We start from the raw sequence: 13,513 nt of genomic DNA, 5'->3' as shown, positions 1-13,513 counted from the left end.
ATGCTGGCGGCGGTTTGAACTGCCGGAGGCTGCAACGGAACGGATCACTATGAGCATGCGCGAACTGGAGCGCTTCAAGGTCATTCACTAGAAATTGCGCGCCACGCCGACCATGAACATGTCCTGGTCCTTGTCGTTGCGGGTTGCGACACGATTGAAGCGCAAGCTCGCCGCCCAATCGTTTGTGATCTGATAGGCCACTTGCGCGCTGAGCAACGCATTGAGCCGCGTGCTGCCCGAGGCATCGTTCCGATCCCGCGACAGATACGGACCGACGCCTGCCGAAAGCGTCCATTTGCTCCTGATCGGCGCGACGTACCAGAATTGCGCGGCCACGCCTCGTCGGCCGGCAACGCCATTGTTGCCTTCATAGACGAAGCTCGCCGAATAGGCCCACGCATTGCCGAGCGGCCGCTTGACTTCGACCATGTATCCCTTCTCGATAGGCACTTGAGGACGGTTCGTCTGCGATGTTCCGGCCCACACGCCAACCTGCGTCTTGCCGTCCGAAAACGCCGGGCCGGGATCGCCGCCGAAATCCGAGCCGATACCGAACAGCACCGCGTCCGAATTGAATCCGCCGATCATCTGAACGTGGTTGTACTGCAGCTTGAGGAAGAAGCGGTTGGGAACGACGTAATACCGCACCGCTGCCGACGCACGCACGCCCCAGCGCTTGTCATTGCGCGGCTGGTCGTCGACATGTGTCGTGTCCATGCTGAAATACGGGCCCGCCGAAAATTCGAGCGCCAGACGACTGCCGATCGGCCAACGAAACGAACCCAGGGCGGCAAAACCGTCACGGTGGTGATCCAGCGGATGCCCCTCGTTCATGTACGCGAGGTAGACCGACAGGTAATCGTTCAGGACGTCACCGAAGCCGACTTCGTACGCACGCCAATGCATGTCGCCACCCTCGGTCGCGCGTCCGTCGCCATACACCGCATACGCGTTGAGCGTTCTTCCCGATGGTTTGAGTTCGCTCGGCTTACTCGAAGGACCTTCCTCGGCGTGCGCGTGTCCCGGGCACGCCAGTATTGTCAGACCAGCGATCGAGCTTGCGAGGACGAAGCGCGAACAGACGCGACGGCACTGTCCCATTTGGACACCCCCCACCTTGGTAACCGCGATTTCCCGGAAAAGCTGATAGCGATTATAGGCGGCGTCCGGTCAGGTGGCTGACGTGTACTGCATGCCGACATCGGGCGGGCACATCGACGACGAAGCCATCGAGGATGCAACCGCTCGCCTGCGCGCCCGTCGTTCCCGCCAACCGCTCATTCACCCTGCAACTACCACTACTGCCAGTACCTCCCCCGTCCCTGCCCCCTTAACCTTGTCGGCATCGCTGGCGCGCCGTCGAAGGCCGCGCCGCTTCGACCGGAGACACGACAGATGCCATTTGACTGGACGCAGGAACAGCATGCGACGCTCGCGCGCTTTCGCGACATCGGCATGGAGATCGCCGCCGCGGAGCGCGACGTTCGCGCGCCGGCCGGATTCGATGAAACCGGCTGGACCCGGCTTGGCCAGGAGGGACTGTGGGACATGATCGTGCCGGAAACGTATGGCGGCGACGGTCACGGCTGGTGGCACTTTTCCGCGGCGCTCGAAGGGCTCGCGTCGTCGATCCGCCGCCCGGCGCTGCTGCTGTCGGTGATCGCACAGGCCGGCATGGTGCGCGCGCTCGAACGCTACGGCACGGCGACCCAGCAGGACCGCTATTTCGGCGCGATCCTGCGCGGCGAACTGAGCGCGACGGCGATCGCCGAACCGGGCACCGGCACCGACGTGCGCAGCATCGCGACGAAGCTCGCCGAGCACGGCGACGGCTACCGGCTGACCGGCAGCAAATTCAACATCGCGCACGCGCCGCTCGCGCGTTTCATCCTCGTCGTCACGCGCATCGAGACGCTTGGCCGACGCAACACCGCGCTCGTGATCGTCGATCGCGACCAGCCCGGCATGACGGTCGCCGAACCCGACCGCAAGCTCGGCCTCGACGACCTGCCCACCGGCGCGCTGCACTTCGACGACTGTCCAATTGCACGCGACCAGTTGCTGGGCGAACCGGGCGCGGGGCTGGGCAACCTGATCGACATCATCTCGCTCGGCCGCCTGTATTACGGCCTCGTCGCCGCGCAGGTGACGGCGCCGTATCTGCGCGACGCGATCAACTATTGCCGCGACCGGCGCAGCTTCGACAGCACGATCGACGCGCACCAGTACGTGCAGCGCCGCCTCGTCGACCTGCAGATCGGCATCGAGCGCGGCACCTGGCTCGCGCGCGGCGCGCTCGCGCAGTTGCTGACGAATCACCCGCAAGCGCTGATGACCTGCTCGATCGCGAAGCTGGTGGGCGCGCAGGATCTCGTCGACGGCGCGCTCGGCCTCGTGCGGCTGTACGGCAGCCTCGGCTACCAGGCCGGGCCGGTGGCCGCATTCGCGTCGGACGCACTGGGTTTCATGAGCGTCGGCGGCACCGAGGAAATGCATCGCAAGAACATCTTCAACCAGATGATGCGTGCCGGCTGACCGCCCGCGCCATCGATATGCGTACCACGCGCCCTACAGGAATCCACGCATGACAACGACCCACCGACGCCCTTCCCGCCTGCGCCGCTCCTGGCTGTTCCTCGCCGGCGCCGATCACGATGCGCTCGTCGACGGCGCCGCGAGCGGCGCTGACGTCCTGATCCAGGAACTCGAAACCTTTACGCCGCCCGACCGTCGTCCGGCCGCGCGTGAACTCAGCGAGCGCGTGCTTGCAGGCTGGCGCGAGGCCGGCATCCTCGCATCCGTGCGCGTGAACCCGCTCGATGCGGGCGGCATCGACGACCTGCGCGCCGCGATGCGCGGCCGGCCGGATATCGTGATGATGTCGTACGTCGCGACGCCCGAGCAGGTCGTCGCGCTCGACGAAGCGGTCACGCGGTTCGAGCGCGAATACGACATCGCGCCCGGCTCGACCGAACTGGTGCCGAACATCGAGACGACGCTCGGCCTCGTGAACACGATGGCGATCGCGCGGTCGAGCCCGCGCGTGTCGGCGGTGCTGGTCGCGACCGAGGACATGGTGGCCGACATGGCGGCCGAGCGCACCCGCGCGGGCCGCGAGCTCGACTATGTGCGTTCGCGCTTTCGGGTGGAATGCGCGGCGGTCGGCGTCACGGCGATCGACTGCCCGTACAGCTACGCCGACAACGAAGGCGCGGAACTCGACATGCGCGTGTCGCGCGGCCTGGGATACCAGGCCAAGGCGATCGTCAACGGGCAGTTCGTGCCGGTCGTGAATCGCGTGCTGACGCCGACGGCCGACGAGGTCGCCCTCGCCCGCCGCGTGATCGATGCGTTCGACACCGCACGGCGCGAGTCCGGCGGCCGCCGCGTGGCCGCGGCCGTGGTCGACGGTTTTCTCGCGGAAGTCCCCGACTATCTCGCCGCGCATCGGCTGATCGCCCGCGCGACGCAATTCGGCATCGCCTGAGGCCCGCCATGGATACGATCGCCACGCGCCTGAAGGCGCTGAAAACCCTCGCGCACGCGGCGCCGCACGTTCAGGCCGAGGACTGGCCCGACACGCCGCAAGCGCAATTCGAACGCTGGCTCGACGAGGCGGTTGCCGCAGGCGCCGTCGAACCGCAGGTGATGACGCTGTCGACGGTCCGTCCGGACGGGCGACCCGATGCGCGCTCCGTCGTACTGCTGAACGTCGACGCGCGCGGCTGGCATTTCGCGGCGAGCACGCGCAGCCCCAAGGGGCGCCAGATCGAAAACCGGCCGTTCGCCGCGCTGACGTTCTATTGGCCGGCGATCGCGAGCCAGGTCCGCCTGAGCGGCCCGGTCGAGCGGCTGCCGGCCGCCGAAGGCCGCGCGGATTTCGCGGGCCGCCCCGAGCGCTCGCGCGCGAGCATCCTGGCAGGCCGGCAAAGCGAGCGGCTCGACGATCCCGCCGACCTGACGCGCGCGATCGACGCGCAGCTCGCGCGGCTGGCCGCCGACCCTGCCCTCGTGTCGGACGACTGGCACCTGTACACGCTCGCGCCGGACGAAGCCGAATTCTGGCGTGCCGACAGCGCGCGCCGTTTCGCGCGGCAGGCGTACCGTCGTGCCGATCAACGCTGGGAACGGTGCGCGCTATGGCCTTGAAGTCCGCCGCACATCCGTCGCAATCGGGCGGCACCTTGCAGACCCGAATCGAAGATCGATTGAACGACCGGATGCACGACGACACACGGCTCATGCACGCGGGCCGCGACAGCGCGGCCTGGCACGGCTTCGTCAATCCGCCCGTCTACCACGCGTCGACCGTGCTCAGCCCGACGGTGTCCGATCTGCTGAACCGCACGCAGCCGTATATCTACGGCCGCCGCGGCACGCCGACGACCGACGCGCTCGAGCGCGCGGTGACGAGCCTCGAAGGCGGCGCCGGCACGGTGCTTTGCCCGTCGGGTTTGTCCGCGTGCACGCTCGCGCTGCTGTCGTGCCTGAAGCCCGGCGATCACCTGCTGATGACCGCCTCGGTCTACGGCCCGGTGCGCCATGCGTGCGAAGGCGTGCTCGCGCGGCTCGGCGTCGAGACGACCTGGTACGACGGCAGCACGCCCGTCGCAGCCGCATTCCGTGCGAACACGCGCGCGTTGTACGTCGAGGTGCCGGGCTCCTACACGTTCGACATGCACGATATCCCGGCGCTCGTCCGGCTCGCGCAGGCGCACGACGCGCTGGTCATCGCGGACAACAGCTGGGCCACGCCGCTCTTCTTCCAGCCGCATGCGTTCGGCATCGACCTGTCGATCCAGGCCGGCACCAAGTATCTGGTCGGGCATTCCGACGCGATGCTCGGCACCGTGTCGGCCAGCGAGCGCGCGTGGCCCGCGTTGAAGCAACTGCATGGCGATCTCGGGCTGTGTGCCGGCCCCGACGACGTCTATCTCGCGCTGCGCGGGTTGCGCACGCTCGGCGTGCGGTTGCGGCAGCACGAGCGCAATGCGCTCACGGTCGCGACCTGGCTCGCAGCGCGCCCCGAAGTGCAGCGCGTGCTGTATCCGGCGCTGCCCGGCGACAGCGGACACGCGTTGTGGCGCCGCGATTTTCGTGGTGCATCGGGGCTGTTCTCGATCGTGCTGCAGCCGGCACCGCGGCACGCGGTCGATGCATTTCTCGATCACCTCGCGCTGTTCGGGCTCGGCTATTCGTGGGGCGGCTACGAGAGCCTCGCGTTGCCGTTCGAGCTGGACGCGCACGGCCTCGCCGCACGTTGGCCGGCCGACAGCCGCGGCGTGCGCCTGCATATCGGCCTGGAGGATCCCGGCGACCTGGTTGCCGATCTCGCGGCCGGTCTCGATCGCTATGCGGCGTGCGCGCAGCAGGCCACCGCCTGCGAGGATGCCGCGCGATGCTGACCGTCTGGGGCCGCCGCACGTCGTTCAACGTGCAGAAGGTGTTGTGGCTGATCGGCGAGCTGGGCGTGCCGTACCGGCACATCGCGGCCGGCGGCGAACACGGTTCGCTGCAGACGCCCGCATTCGCGGCGCTGAACCCGACCTGCCGGATTCCGGTGATCGACTGGGACGGCGACGTCGTGTGGGAGTCGCACACGATCCTGCGCTATCTCGCCGCGCGTGTGCCGAACAATCCGTTCTGGTGCCGCGACGCGTTCGCCCGCTCGCGCGCGGAGCGCTGGATGGACTGGTCGCAGACCGCGCTCGAACCCGACGTGATGACCGGGCTGTTCTGGGCGCTCGTGCGAACGCCGCCGGAGCGGCGCGACGACGCGCTCGTGCGCGACAAGGCCGCACGCAGCGCGACGCACTTCCAGCTGCTCGACCGGTTGCTGTCGACCCAGCCCTTCCTTGGCGGCGCGACGCCGGGCCTGGCCGACATTCCGGCCGGCGCGACGCTGTTTCGCTATTTCGCGCTCGATGTCGAGCGGCCGCCGTTGCCGCACGTCGAGGCCTGGTATGCGCGCCTGTGCCGGCGGCCCGCCTATCGCGAACAGGTGATGGTGTCGTTCGACGCGCTGCGCGGCCAGCCGGGCTGACGTCCCGCGTAACGACCCTCACGGTCTCACGAACTCACGACCCTCCCGACACGACATGACGCACACTGCCCTTCGTCCGATCCTGATCGTCCTGCATCGCGAACAGTCGAGCCCGGGCCGGATCGGCCGGCTGCTGGCCGCTCGCGGCCATCCGCTCGACATTCGCCGCCCGCCCCTCGGCGATCCGCTGCCGGCCACGCTGGCCGACCATGCGGGGGCCGTGGTGTTCGGCGGCCCGATGAGCGCCAACGACGGCGATCGCTGGATTCAGGATGAAATCGACTGGATCGGCGTGCCGCTGCGTGAGTCTGTGCCCTTTCTCGGTGTGTGCCTCGGTGCGCAGATGATGATTCGTCACCTGGGCGGCCGCGTCGCCGCGCATCGCGACGGGCGTGCGGAAATCGGCTATTGGCCGATCGCCGCGACGCCCGTCGGCCGGCGGCTCGGGTCGTGGCCGTCGCACGTCTACCAGTGGCATCGCGAGGGCTTCGAGCGCGTTGCCGGGCTCGAGATCCTCGCGACCGGCGAGCACTTCGAGAACCAGGCCGTCCGCTACGGGCCGCGCGCGTATGGCGTCCAGTTCCATCCGGAAGTGAGCTATCCGATGATGCGGCGCTGGAGCACGGCCGCCGCGCACAAGCTGTCGGCGCCCGGTGCGCAGGATCTTGCGACGCAGGCGTTCGAAGGCCGGCGGCACGATCGCGCGACGGCCGCATGGCTCAGCGCGTTTCTCGACCGCTGGCTCGACGATGCGCCGGCATCAGGTCGGCACGGTCACGTCGGAGATGCTGATCAAGCCCCACTCGACCGCGCGCAGCACGGCCTCATGCCGACGTGACACGTTGAACTTGCGGCGGATGTTCATGAAGTGGAAATTGATGCACGACTCGGTCACGTTCAGGATGTGGCCGATTTCCCACGACGTCTTGCCGGCCGCGTGCCAGCGCAGGCATTCGACTTCCCGGCGGCTGAGGCGCGGCACGCTGTCCGGCGGTGCATGGCAGCGCGTGCCGGCGATCGCTTCGCACGCGACGTCGCGCAGCAGCGTCAGCGCCGCGAGATGGCGGTCGCAGTGCTCGCGCGTCGCGGCGAGTGCGTCCGTGCTCGCGCACAACAGCATGCCGACCTCCCCCTTCGCGCCGCGCACCGGCAGCACGACGCCGCTGCGCATGCCGTACGCGGCGGCCGCTTCGTAACACGGGCGCTGCTCCGGCAGCGCGAACAGTGCGTCGTCCCAGACGAGCGGCAGTGCCGAACGGAAGCAGTGCCGCAGCATCGGGTCGACGCGGTCGAACTGGCGCTGCCGGTACAGCGCCGTCCAGCCGGGCACGCCGCTGCTCCATTTGCGCGCGAGATCGAACGACGCGCCGGCAAACGGCAGCACGATCAGCACGACCTTGTCGAACCCCATTCCGGCGGCCGCGTCGGTCATTCTCTGCCATGACGCGTCCGTGTCGCCGGGTACCAACCATTTCAGACAATCCAGTCCATACATACAAGCCACCCCGTTCGTTTAGTTGGAATCTGCATCCAGGCGGACTTGCGCAACCGGTTCGAGGCGTTGCGCGCGAACGGGCCGCGCTAGACCGCCTCGGCCAGACGTTGCCGGCCTGCCTGCTTCGCGTCGTCGAGCGAAGCCGTCACGTCGAACGGAATGCCGAACGCCTTTTCGATGCCGGATGCGTTCGCGCGGGCCGCTTCACGCTCGGCCGGGTCCGGTTCGATCGTGATGAGCGCACGGCAGACCGCGGCGAGCGCGGCGCGGTTCTGCTTGAGCCACATGCCGCGTTCCTTGCGGTCGTCGTGCGCTTCCTCCGGGCGGGCCGGCGGAAAGATCATGACAAACGGCTCGCCGTGCCGCATCAGCACGTGCATGTCGTCGAGCCAGCGCTGCGCGTAGCCGGTGGATGCGATCGCGTCGTTGCGCACGACGACGAACGGAAATTCCGTCACGTCGAACACGGCGAGCGTCGCCAGGTCGGGCGGCATGGCGCCGGCGTGGTGGGTAGGCATCGGGACAACCTCCATCGAATTGAACAGCATGGGTCGGAACGGGCCGCGCAGCGCCCGCTTCATCGTTTTGCGGCCGCGCCGGGGCCGAACGGCGGACGGGCGAGCCAGACCACCGCGATCACGGCGAGATACACGCAGCCGAGCGCGAACGAAACGTCGTTGAACGAGATCTGGTACGCCTGCGCATCGACCAGGTTGCTCAGCAACGTGGCCGCGCGTTGCGGATCGCCGCCGCCGAGTCGGGCGACCTCGGCGCGCACCGCCGGATCGAACGCGCTCACGTGCTCGCTGAGCTGTGCGTGGTGCAGAATGGCGCGCCGGTCCCACAGGAACGACGTGATCGACACCGCGAAGCTCGCGCCGAGCGTGCGCAGGAACGTCGACAGGCCGGAGCCGGCGGCGATCTCGTCCGGCTTCAGGTCGGACAGCAGGATGCTGTTGATCGGCATGATGAACAGTGCGAGGCCGAGGCCCTGCAGCAGCTGGATCAGCGCGATGTGCGTGAAGTCGATGTCGGGCACGAAGCCCGCACGCAGGAACGACGACGTGCCGAGGATCGCGAACGCGCAGCACACGAGCACGCGCATGTTGAAGCGCGGCGCGTACTTGCCCATGAACGGCGTCATCAGCACCGGGATCACGCCCATCGGCGCGACGGCGAGCCCGGCCCAGAACGCCGTGTAGCCGAGCGTGCGCTGCAGCCACTGCGGCACGATCACGTTGACCGCGAAGAACGCCGAATAGGCGAGCACGAGCGTCAGCGTGCCGGCCGCGAAGTTTCGATGCGCGAAGAGCCGCAGGTTCACGATCGGGTTCGGCTCGTTGAGCTCCCAGATCACGAACAGCGCGATGCCGAACGCGGCGACCACCGACATCACGACGATGAACGTCGAGTTGAACCAGTCGGCTTCATTGCCCTTGTCGAGCACGATCTGCAGTGCGCCGACGCCGACGATCAGCGCGGCGAGGCCGACATAGTCGACACGCGCGGCGACCGTCGTCTCGACGCGCGCACGCATCTGCGCGAACACGCACATCGCGGCGAACACGCCGATCGGCAGGTTGATCAGGAATGCCCAGCGCCACGAGTAATGCTCGGTGACCCAGCCGCCGAACACGGGCCCCGCGATCGGCGCGACGACGGTGACCATCGCGATCATGGACAACGCGAAGCCGCGCCGCTGCGGCGGGTAGATCGACAGCATCAGCGCCTGCGTGGTCGGGATCATCGGCCCGGCCACCAGGCCCTGCAGCGCGCGGAACGCAATGAGCTGCGGCAGGTCCTGCGCGAAGCCGCACAGGAGCGACGCGAACGTGAACGCGAGCGTCGCCCACACGAACAGCCGCACCTGCCCGACGCGCTTGACGAGAAACCCGGTCAGCGGCAGCGCGATCGCGTTGCTGACCGAGAACGTCGTGACGACCCATGCGCTCTGCGTCGTGCTCACGCCGAAGTTGCCGGCGATCGTCGGCAGCGACACGTTCGCGACGGTGCCGTCGAGCACCTGCATGAAGACCGCGAGCGCGAGGCCGAAGGTCGTGAGCCCGACGCTCGACGGACGAAAGCCGCTGTCGGCGGCCGCCATCGGGCCGCTCATCGCACCGCCTCCGCGCGCACCGCCGCCGGCAGGTTCGCATGGATGACCTCGGTGATCAGGGTGTCGGCACGCGCGAGCTCGTCACGGTACACGTCGGTGCGGAACAGCGGCGCGCGCTGCTCGCGATGCGACAGCATCGCCCCGCTGCGGTCGTGCTGGTCGACGCGTGCGTGCATCGACAGGCCGATGCGCAGCGGATGCGCGTCGAGCTGCGCCGGGTCGGTCAGTTCGATGCGGACCGGCAGCCGCTGCACGATCTTGATCCAGTTGCCCGTTGCGTTCTGCGCGGGCAGCAGCGAAAACGCGCTGCCGGTGCCGACGCCGAGGCTTTGAACGCGGCCGGCATAGCGCACCGCTTCCCCGTACAGGTCGGCGGTCAGCTCGACCGGCTGCCCGATGCGCATGTGCTCGAGCTGCTTCTCGGTGAAGTTCGCGTCGACCCACAGTTCGCGCAGCGGCACGACCGCGAGCAGCGGCACGCCAGGCGACACGCGCTGCCCGACCTGCACCGTCCGCTTCGCGACATAGCCGGTCACCGGCGCGACGATGGCGGTGCGGGCATGCGCGAGGTAGGCGGCCCGCAGCCGTTCGGCCGCGGCCTGCACGTCCGGGTGCGACGCGACCGCGGTGTCGTCGATCAGCGCCTTGCTCGTCTGGTGCTGCTCGCTCAGCGTCGCGAGCGCGCTCTGCGCGGCCGCGTAAGCACTTTGTGCGGACGTCAGCGTGTCGCGGGCATGCGCGAGTTCCTCGCGTGAAATCGCGCCGGAGCGGCCGAGATCCTCGCGGCGGCTGTAGTCGGCCTTCGCCTTGTCGAGCGCGGTGCGGCGCGTGTCAAGTTCGGCGCGTGCGCCGTCGATGCTGTTCGCGAGCCCGCGCTCGTTGCTGTACAGGCCGCGCACCTTGCGCACCGTTGCCGCGAGATCGGCCTGCGCGGTCGCGAGCGCGATCTGCGCGTCGCTCGGGTCGAGTCGGACGAGCGGCGTGCCGGCGCGCACGAGGTTGCCGTCGTCCGCGTCGATCGACACGACGGTGCCCGTCACCTGCGGTGTCAGCTCGACGACGTTGCCTTGCGCGTACGCGTTGTCGGTGGATTCGTACCAGCGCCCGACGATCACGTACCAGATGCCCCAGCCGATGATGCCGAGTGCGAACACGGCGACGAGCGCACGCACCAGACGCTTGCGCCGCGCAGGTGGTGCGGGCGGCGTTGCGGGCGCGCCGCTGCCCGGTGCCGGTTGCGTGCGGGCATCAGGGCCACCCGGCCCGCCCGGCGCGCGCGGCGCGGCGGTGTGATCGGCCGCCGGCTGCTGGCGGGCGCTGGCGGTTTCGGCGGCAGCCGGTCGCGCGGGAGTCTGCAGGGAGTTGTCGCTGCTCATGGTTCGATATCAAGGACGTTGGGAAGGAGTGGCGGCAAGCGCGGCGTCGTCCGGCTCGGCACGGAAGCCGCCGCCGAGCGCGGCGACGAGCTGCAGCGACTGGTCCGCGCGCTGCGCGCGCAGCGCGGCGACCTCGCGGCTCGCGACCAGCAGTTGCTGGCGCACGACGAGCGCATCGAGGTAGCTGCCGACGCCGGCCCGGTAGCGCGCGTCCGCGAGCCGCCACGCATCGGTGGCGGAGTCGAACGCACGCTGCTGCGCATCGGTCTGCACGGCGAGCGAATGCAGCCGGTGCAGATCGTCGGCGACTTCGCCGATCGCACCGATCAGCGTCTTGTTGTAGCCGGCGACCGCGAGGTCGTATTGCGCGTCGCGCCTGCGCAGCACGCCGCGCCGTTCGCCGCCGTCGAAGATCGGCAGGCTCACGGCCGGGCTGGCGTTGTAGGTGCGCGATGCGGCCTGGAACAGCGAGGCGCCGCCACGCGTCGCGAGCCCGATCAGCGCGGTGAGGCTGACGTTGGGCAGGAAATCCGCACGGGCGGCCGCGACGTTGCGGCTGGCCGCCTCGACCCGCCAGCGCGCGGCGACGAGGTCGGCGCGCCGGCCGAGCAGCGCGGCCGGCAGGTCGGCCGGTACCGCGAGCGCGGCGGCCGGCAACGGCGCGGGCCGCACCAGCGCGAGGCCGCGATCGGGGCCCGCGCCGAGCAGGATCGCGAGCGCGATGCGCGCACTGTCGATCGCCTGCGCGGTGCGGGCCTGCTCGCGCGTCGCGGCCGCGACTTCGCTTTCCGCCTGGCGCTGCTGCGCGACGTTGTCGATGCCTTTCGTGACGCGCTGGCGCGTGAGCGTGAGCGCTTCGTCGGCCCGCTCGTATTCGGCCCGCGCGACGTCCTGCTGATCGAATGCGTACGCGAGATTCACGTAGGCGCGCGCAACGTTGACCGACAACAGCACGCGTGCGGCCTGCGCATCGACTTGCGCGGCGCGCGCTTCGCCGAGCGCGGCTTCCCACGCGGCCCGGCGGCCGCCCCACAGATCGAGATCCCAGCTCAGGCCGAGATTGATCTCGCGCGTGTGGCTGAAGAAGCCGCCGCCCTCGCCCGACGAAAACTGGGTGCCGGACAGCCGCTCGGCCTTCGCGCTCGCACGGCCGACGAGGTGCGGCAACCGCGCGGCCTGCGCCTCGATCACCAGCGCCTGCGCTTCGCGTGCGCGCGCATCGGCGGTCGCGAGATCGGGGTTGCCGGCGAGTGCCTCGTCGATCAGCGCGCTCAGTTGCGCATCGTTCAGCGCGCGCCACCAGTCGGCGGCCGGCCAGTCGGCGGCGGGCACCTGCGCGAGGCTGCGCGATGCGGCAAGCGTATCGGCGCCGCGCAGCGTGCCGGCCGGCGCGAGCCCGTCGCGGCTCGCGCACGCGCCGAGCATGACGAGCGCCGCGGCGACGGCGATTCGCGACATCGCGCGCAGTGCGCCGGCATCGCGTGTCCAGGGAGCAAGTGCTGCATGCATCGCATTCCTCTGCTTCGTATCGGTTTGAACACGACACGCATTGTTGGACGCCCCCGGACAAAGCTGATAATGTTGTTTAGACAAAAAATAATGAATTCCGGCCATGCCCATCCGAGACACTTCTCCCCCGCGCACCGTGCAGCGCGCCGACTCCGATCCGAGCGAGCGTGAGGACGGCCCGTCGCTGATCGCCGTCTGGGGCGAGGACGACGGCAGCAACACCTATCGGCTCGGCACCCGCGAGGTCGACTGGCACAGCCATCTGCGCGGCCAGGTGTTCTGCGTGGAAAGCGGTTTCGCGCACGTGCGCACGCCGCATGGTTCGTGGCTGCTGCCGCCGCATCGCGCCGGCTGGATTCCGCCGGGCGAGCAGCACAAGGTCAGCATCAGCGGCGCGTTGAGCGGCTGGAGCGTCGTGATCGCACCGGCCGCGAGCCGGCGCATGCCCGATCAGCCGTGCGTGATCGCGATCACCGAGCTGATGCGCGCGCTCGTGCGGCGCGCGGTATCGTGGGCCGACCAGGATCGCCTCGACATCGAGCAGGCGCGCATCAGCGTCGTGCTGCTCGCCGAGATGCGTCGCGCGCCGCACGAGCCGCTGCACCTGCCGATGCCGCGCGACCGGCGGCTGCTGCGCATCGCGAACGCGATCCTCGGGCAGCCGCACGACAGCCGCACGCTCGAAGCGTGGGCCGAATGGGCCGGGCTGTCCGCCCGCACGATTAGCCGGCTGTTCGTCGCGGAAACCGGCACGAGCTTCGCGCAGTGGCGCCAGCAGGCGCGCCTGACGCACGCGCTCGAACGCCTCGCGAGCGGCGACAGCGTCGCCAACATCGCCGACGCGCTGGGCTATGCGACGCCGAGCAACTTCATCGCGATGTTCCGCCGCGCGTTCGGCGATTCGCCCGCGCATTACTTCGCGAAGCGCCGGCAGCCGTAGCCGTAGCGCAGTGCGGTGTCGCCCCGCCCCGCCC

Annotated in this window: 13 protein-coding genes; 7 read left to right on the top strand and 6 right to left on the bottom strand. The window is 69.3% G+C overall.

The window, feature by feature from the left end; all coding sequences use genetic code 11:
• Nucleotides 1-87: 87 nt before the first annotated feature.
• Complete coding sequence (locus tag FFS49_RS32150; protein ID WP_105816613.1) at nucleotides 88-1,101, bottom strand: hypothetical protein; 1,014 nt, start codon at nucleotides 1,099-1,101, stop codon at nucleotides 88-90.
• Between the two features lie 294 nt (nucleotides 1,102-1,395).
• Between FFS49_RS32150 and FFS49_RS32145 the strand changes: the two genes are divergently transcribed.
• Genes FFS49_RS32145 through FFS49_RS32120 form a run of 6 tightly spaced genes read left to right on the top strand, consistent with a single transcriptional unit; the run spans nucleotide 1,396 to nucleotide 6,881 of the window.
• A complete protein-coding gene (locus FFS49_RS32145) occupies nucleotides 1,396-2,535 on the top strand; it encodes an acyl-CoA dehydrogenase family protein (RefSeq protein ID WP_105816612.1) in 1,140 nt (379 codons plus the stop codon).
• A 49-nt stretch (nucleotides 2,536-2,584) separates the two neighbouring features.
• Nucleotides 2,585-3,487: a CoA ester lyase gene (locus FFS49_RS32140; protein WP_069248017.1), complete on the top strand. Its 903-nt coding sequence runs from the start codon at nucleotides 2,585-2,587 to the stop codon at nucleotides 3,485-3,487.
• Nucleotides 3,488-3,495: 8 nt separating this feature from the next.
• Complete coding sequence (locus tag FFS49_RS32135) at nucleotides 3,496-4,149, top strand: pyridoxal 5'-phosphate synthase (protein WP_105816611.1); 654 nt, start codon at nucleotides 3,496-3,498, stop codon at nucleotides 4,147-4,149.
• Entirely contained in the window at nucleotides 4,140-5,405 is a 1,266-nt protein-coding gene (gene metC, locus FFS49_RS32130; protein ID WP_224756001.1) for a cystathionine beta-lyase, read from the top strand. The genes FFS49_RS32135 and metC overlap by 10 nt, the downstream gene beginning before the upstream one ends.
• Complete coding sequence (locus FFS49_RS32125) at nucleotides 5,399-6,043, top strand: glutathione S-transferase (RefSeq protein ID WP_089445687.1); 645 nt, start codon at nucleotides 5,399-5,401, stop codon at nucleotides 6,041-6,043. Before metC ends, FFS49_RS32125 begins: the two co-directional genes overlap by 7 nt.
• 55 nt (nucleotides 6,044-6,098) lie before the next feature.
• Entirely contained in the window at nucleotides 6,099-6,881 is a 783-nt protein-coding gene (locus tag FFS49_RS32120) for a glutamine amidotransferase (RefSeq protein WP_105816610.1), read from the top strand.
• Here FFS49_RS32120 and FFS49_RS32115 read toward each other — a convergent pair.
• From FFS49_RS32115 to FFS49_RS32095, 5 genes are all read right to left on the bottom strand, one after another.
• Nucleotides 6,804-7,538 carry an autoinducer binding domain-containing protein gene (locus tag FFS49_RS32115; protein WP_082139436.1) on the bottom strand — a complete coding sequence of 245 codons (735 nt, stop codon included), beginning with the start codon at nucleotides 7,536-7,538 and terminating at the stop codon, nucleotides 6,804-6,806. The two genes, FFS49_RS32120 and FFS49_RS32115, sit on opposite strands and share 78 nt — an antisense overlap.
• Nucleotides 7,539-7,624: 86 nt before the next feature.
• Complete coding sequence (locus FFS49_RS32110; protein WP_224756000.1) at nucleotides 7,625-8,056, bottom strand: hypothetical protein; 432 nt, start codon at nucleotides 8,054-8,056, stop codon at nucleotides 7,625-7,627.
• Between the two features lie 59 nt (nucleotides 8,057-8,115).
• The gene (locus FFS49_RS32105) at nucleotides 8,116-9,654 is read right to left on the bottom strand and encodes a DHA2 family efflux MFS transporter permease subunit (protein ID WP_105816609.1); all 1,539 of its coding nucleotides are present in this window, start codon (nucleotides 9,652-9,654) and stop codon (nucleotides 8,116-8,118) included.
• Nucleotides 9,651-11,030, bottom strand: a complete 1,380-nt coding sequence (locus tag FFS49_RS32100) for an HlyD family efflux transporter periplasmic adaptor subunit (protein WP_105816608.1) — start codon at nucleotides 11,028-11,030, stop codon at nucleotides 9,651-9,653. Before FFS49_RS32100 ends, FFS49_RS32105 begins: the two co-directional genes overlap by 4 nt.
• Before the next feature lie 9 nt (nucleotides 11,031-11,039).
• Nucleotides 11,040-12,539, bottom strand: a complete 1,500-nt coding sequence (locus FFS49_RS32095; protein ID WP_046196762.1) for an efflux transporter outer membrane subunit — start codon at nucleotides 12,537-12,539, stop codon at nucleotides 11,040-11,042.
• A 103-nt stretch (nucleotides 12,540-12,642) separates the two neighbouring features.
• On the opposite strand from FFS49_RS32095, the gene FFS49_RS32090 reads away from it, so the two are divergent.
• A complete protein-coding gene (locus FFS49_RS32090) occupies nucleotides 12,643-13,479 on the top strand; it encodes a helix-turn-helix transcriptional regulator (protein WP_137951038.1) in 837 nt (278 codons plus the stop codon).
• The last annotated feature ends 34 nt before the right edge of the window (nucleotides 13,480-13,513 follow it).

Origin of the sequence: Burkholderia sp. 4NA327C6, from assembly GCF_005502655.1 — a bacterium.
In the GTDB taxonomy this organism is placed as follows: Bacteria; Pseudomonadota; Gammaproteobacteria; order Burkholderiales; family Burkholderiaceae; genus Burkholderia; species Burkholderia contaminans.
This window is presented reverse-complemented; position numbering and strand designations above follow the sequence as displayed.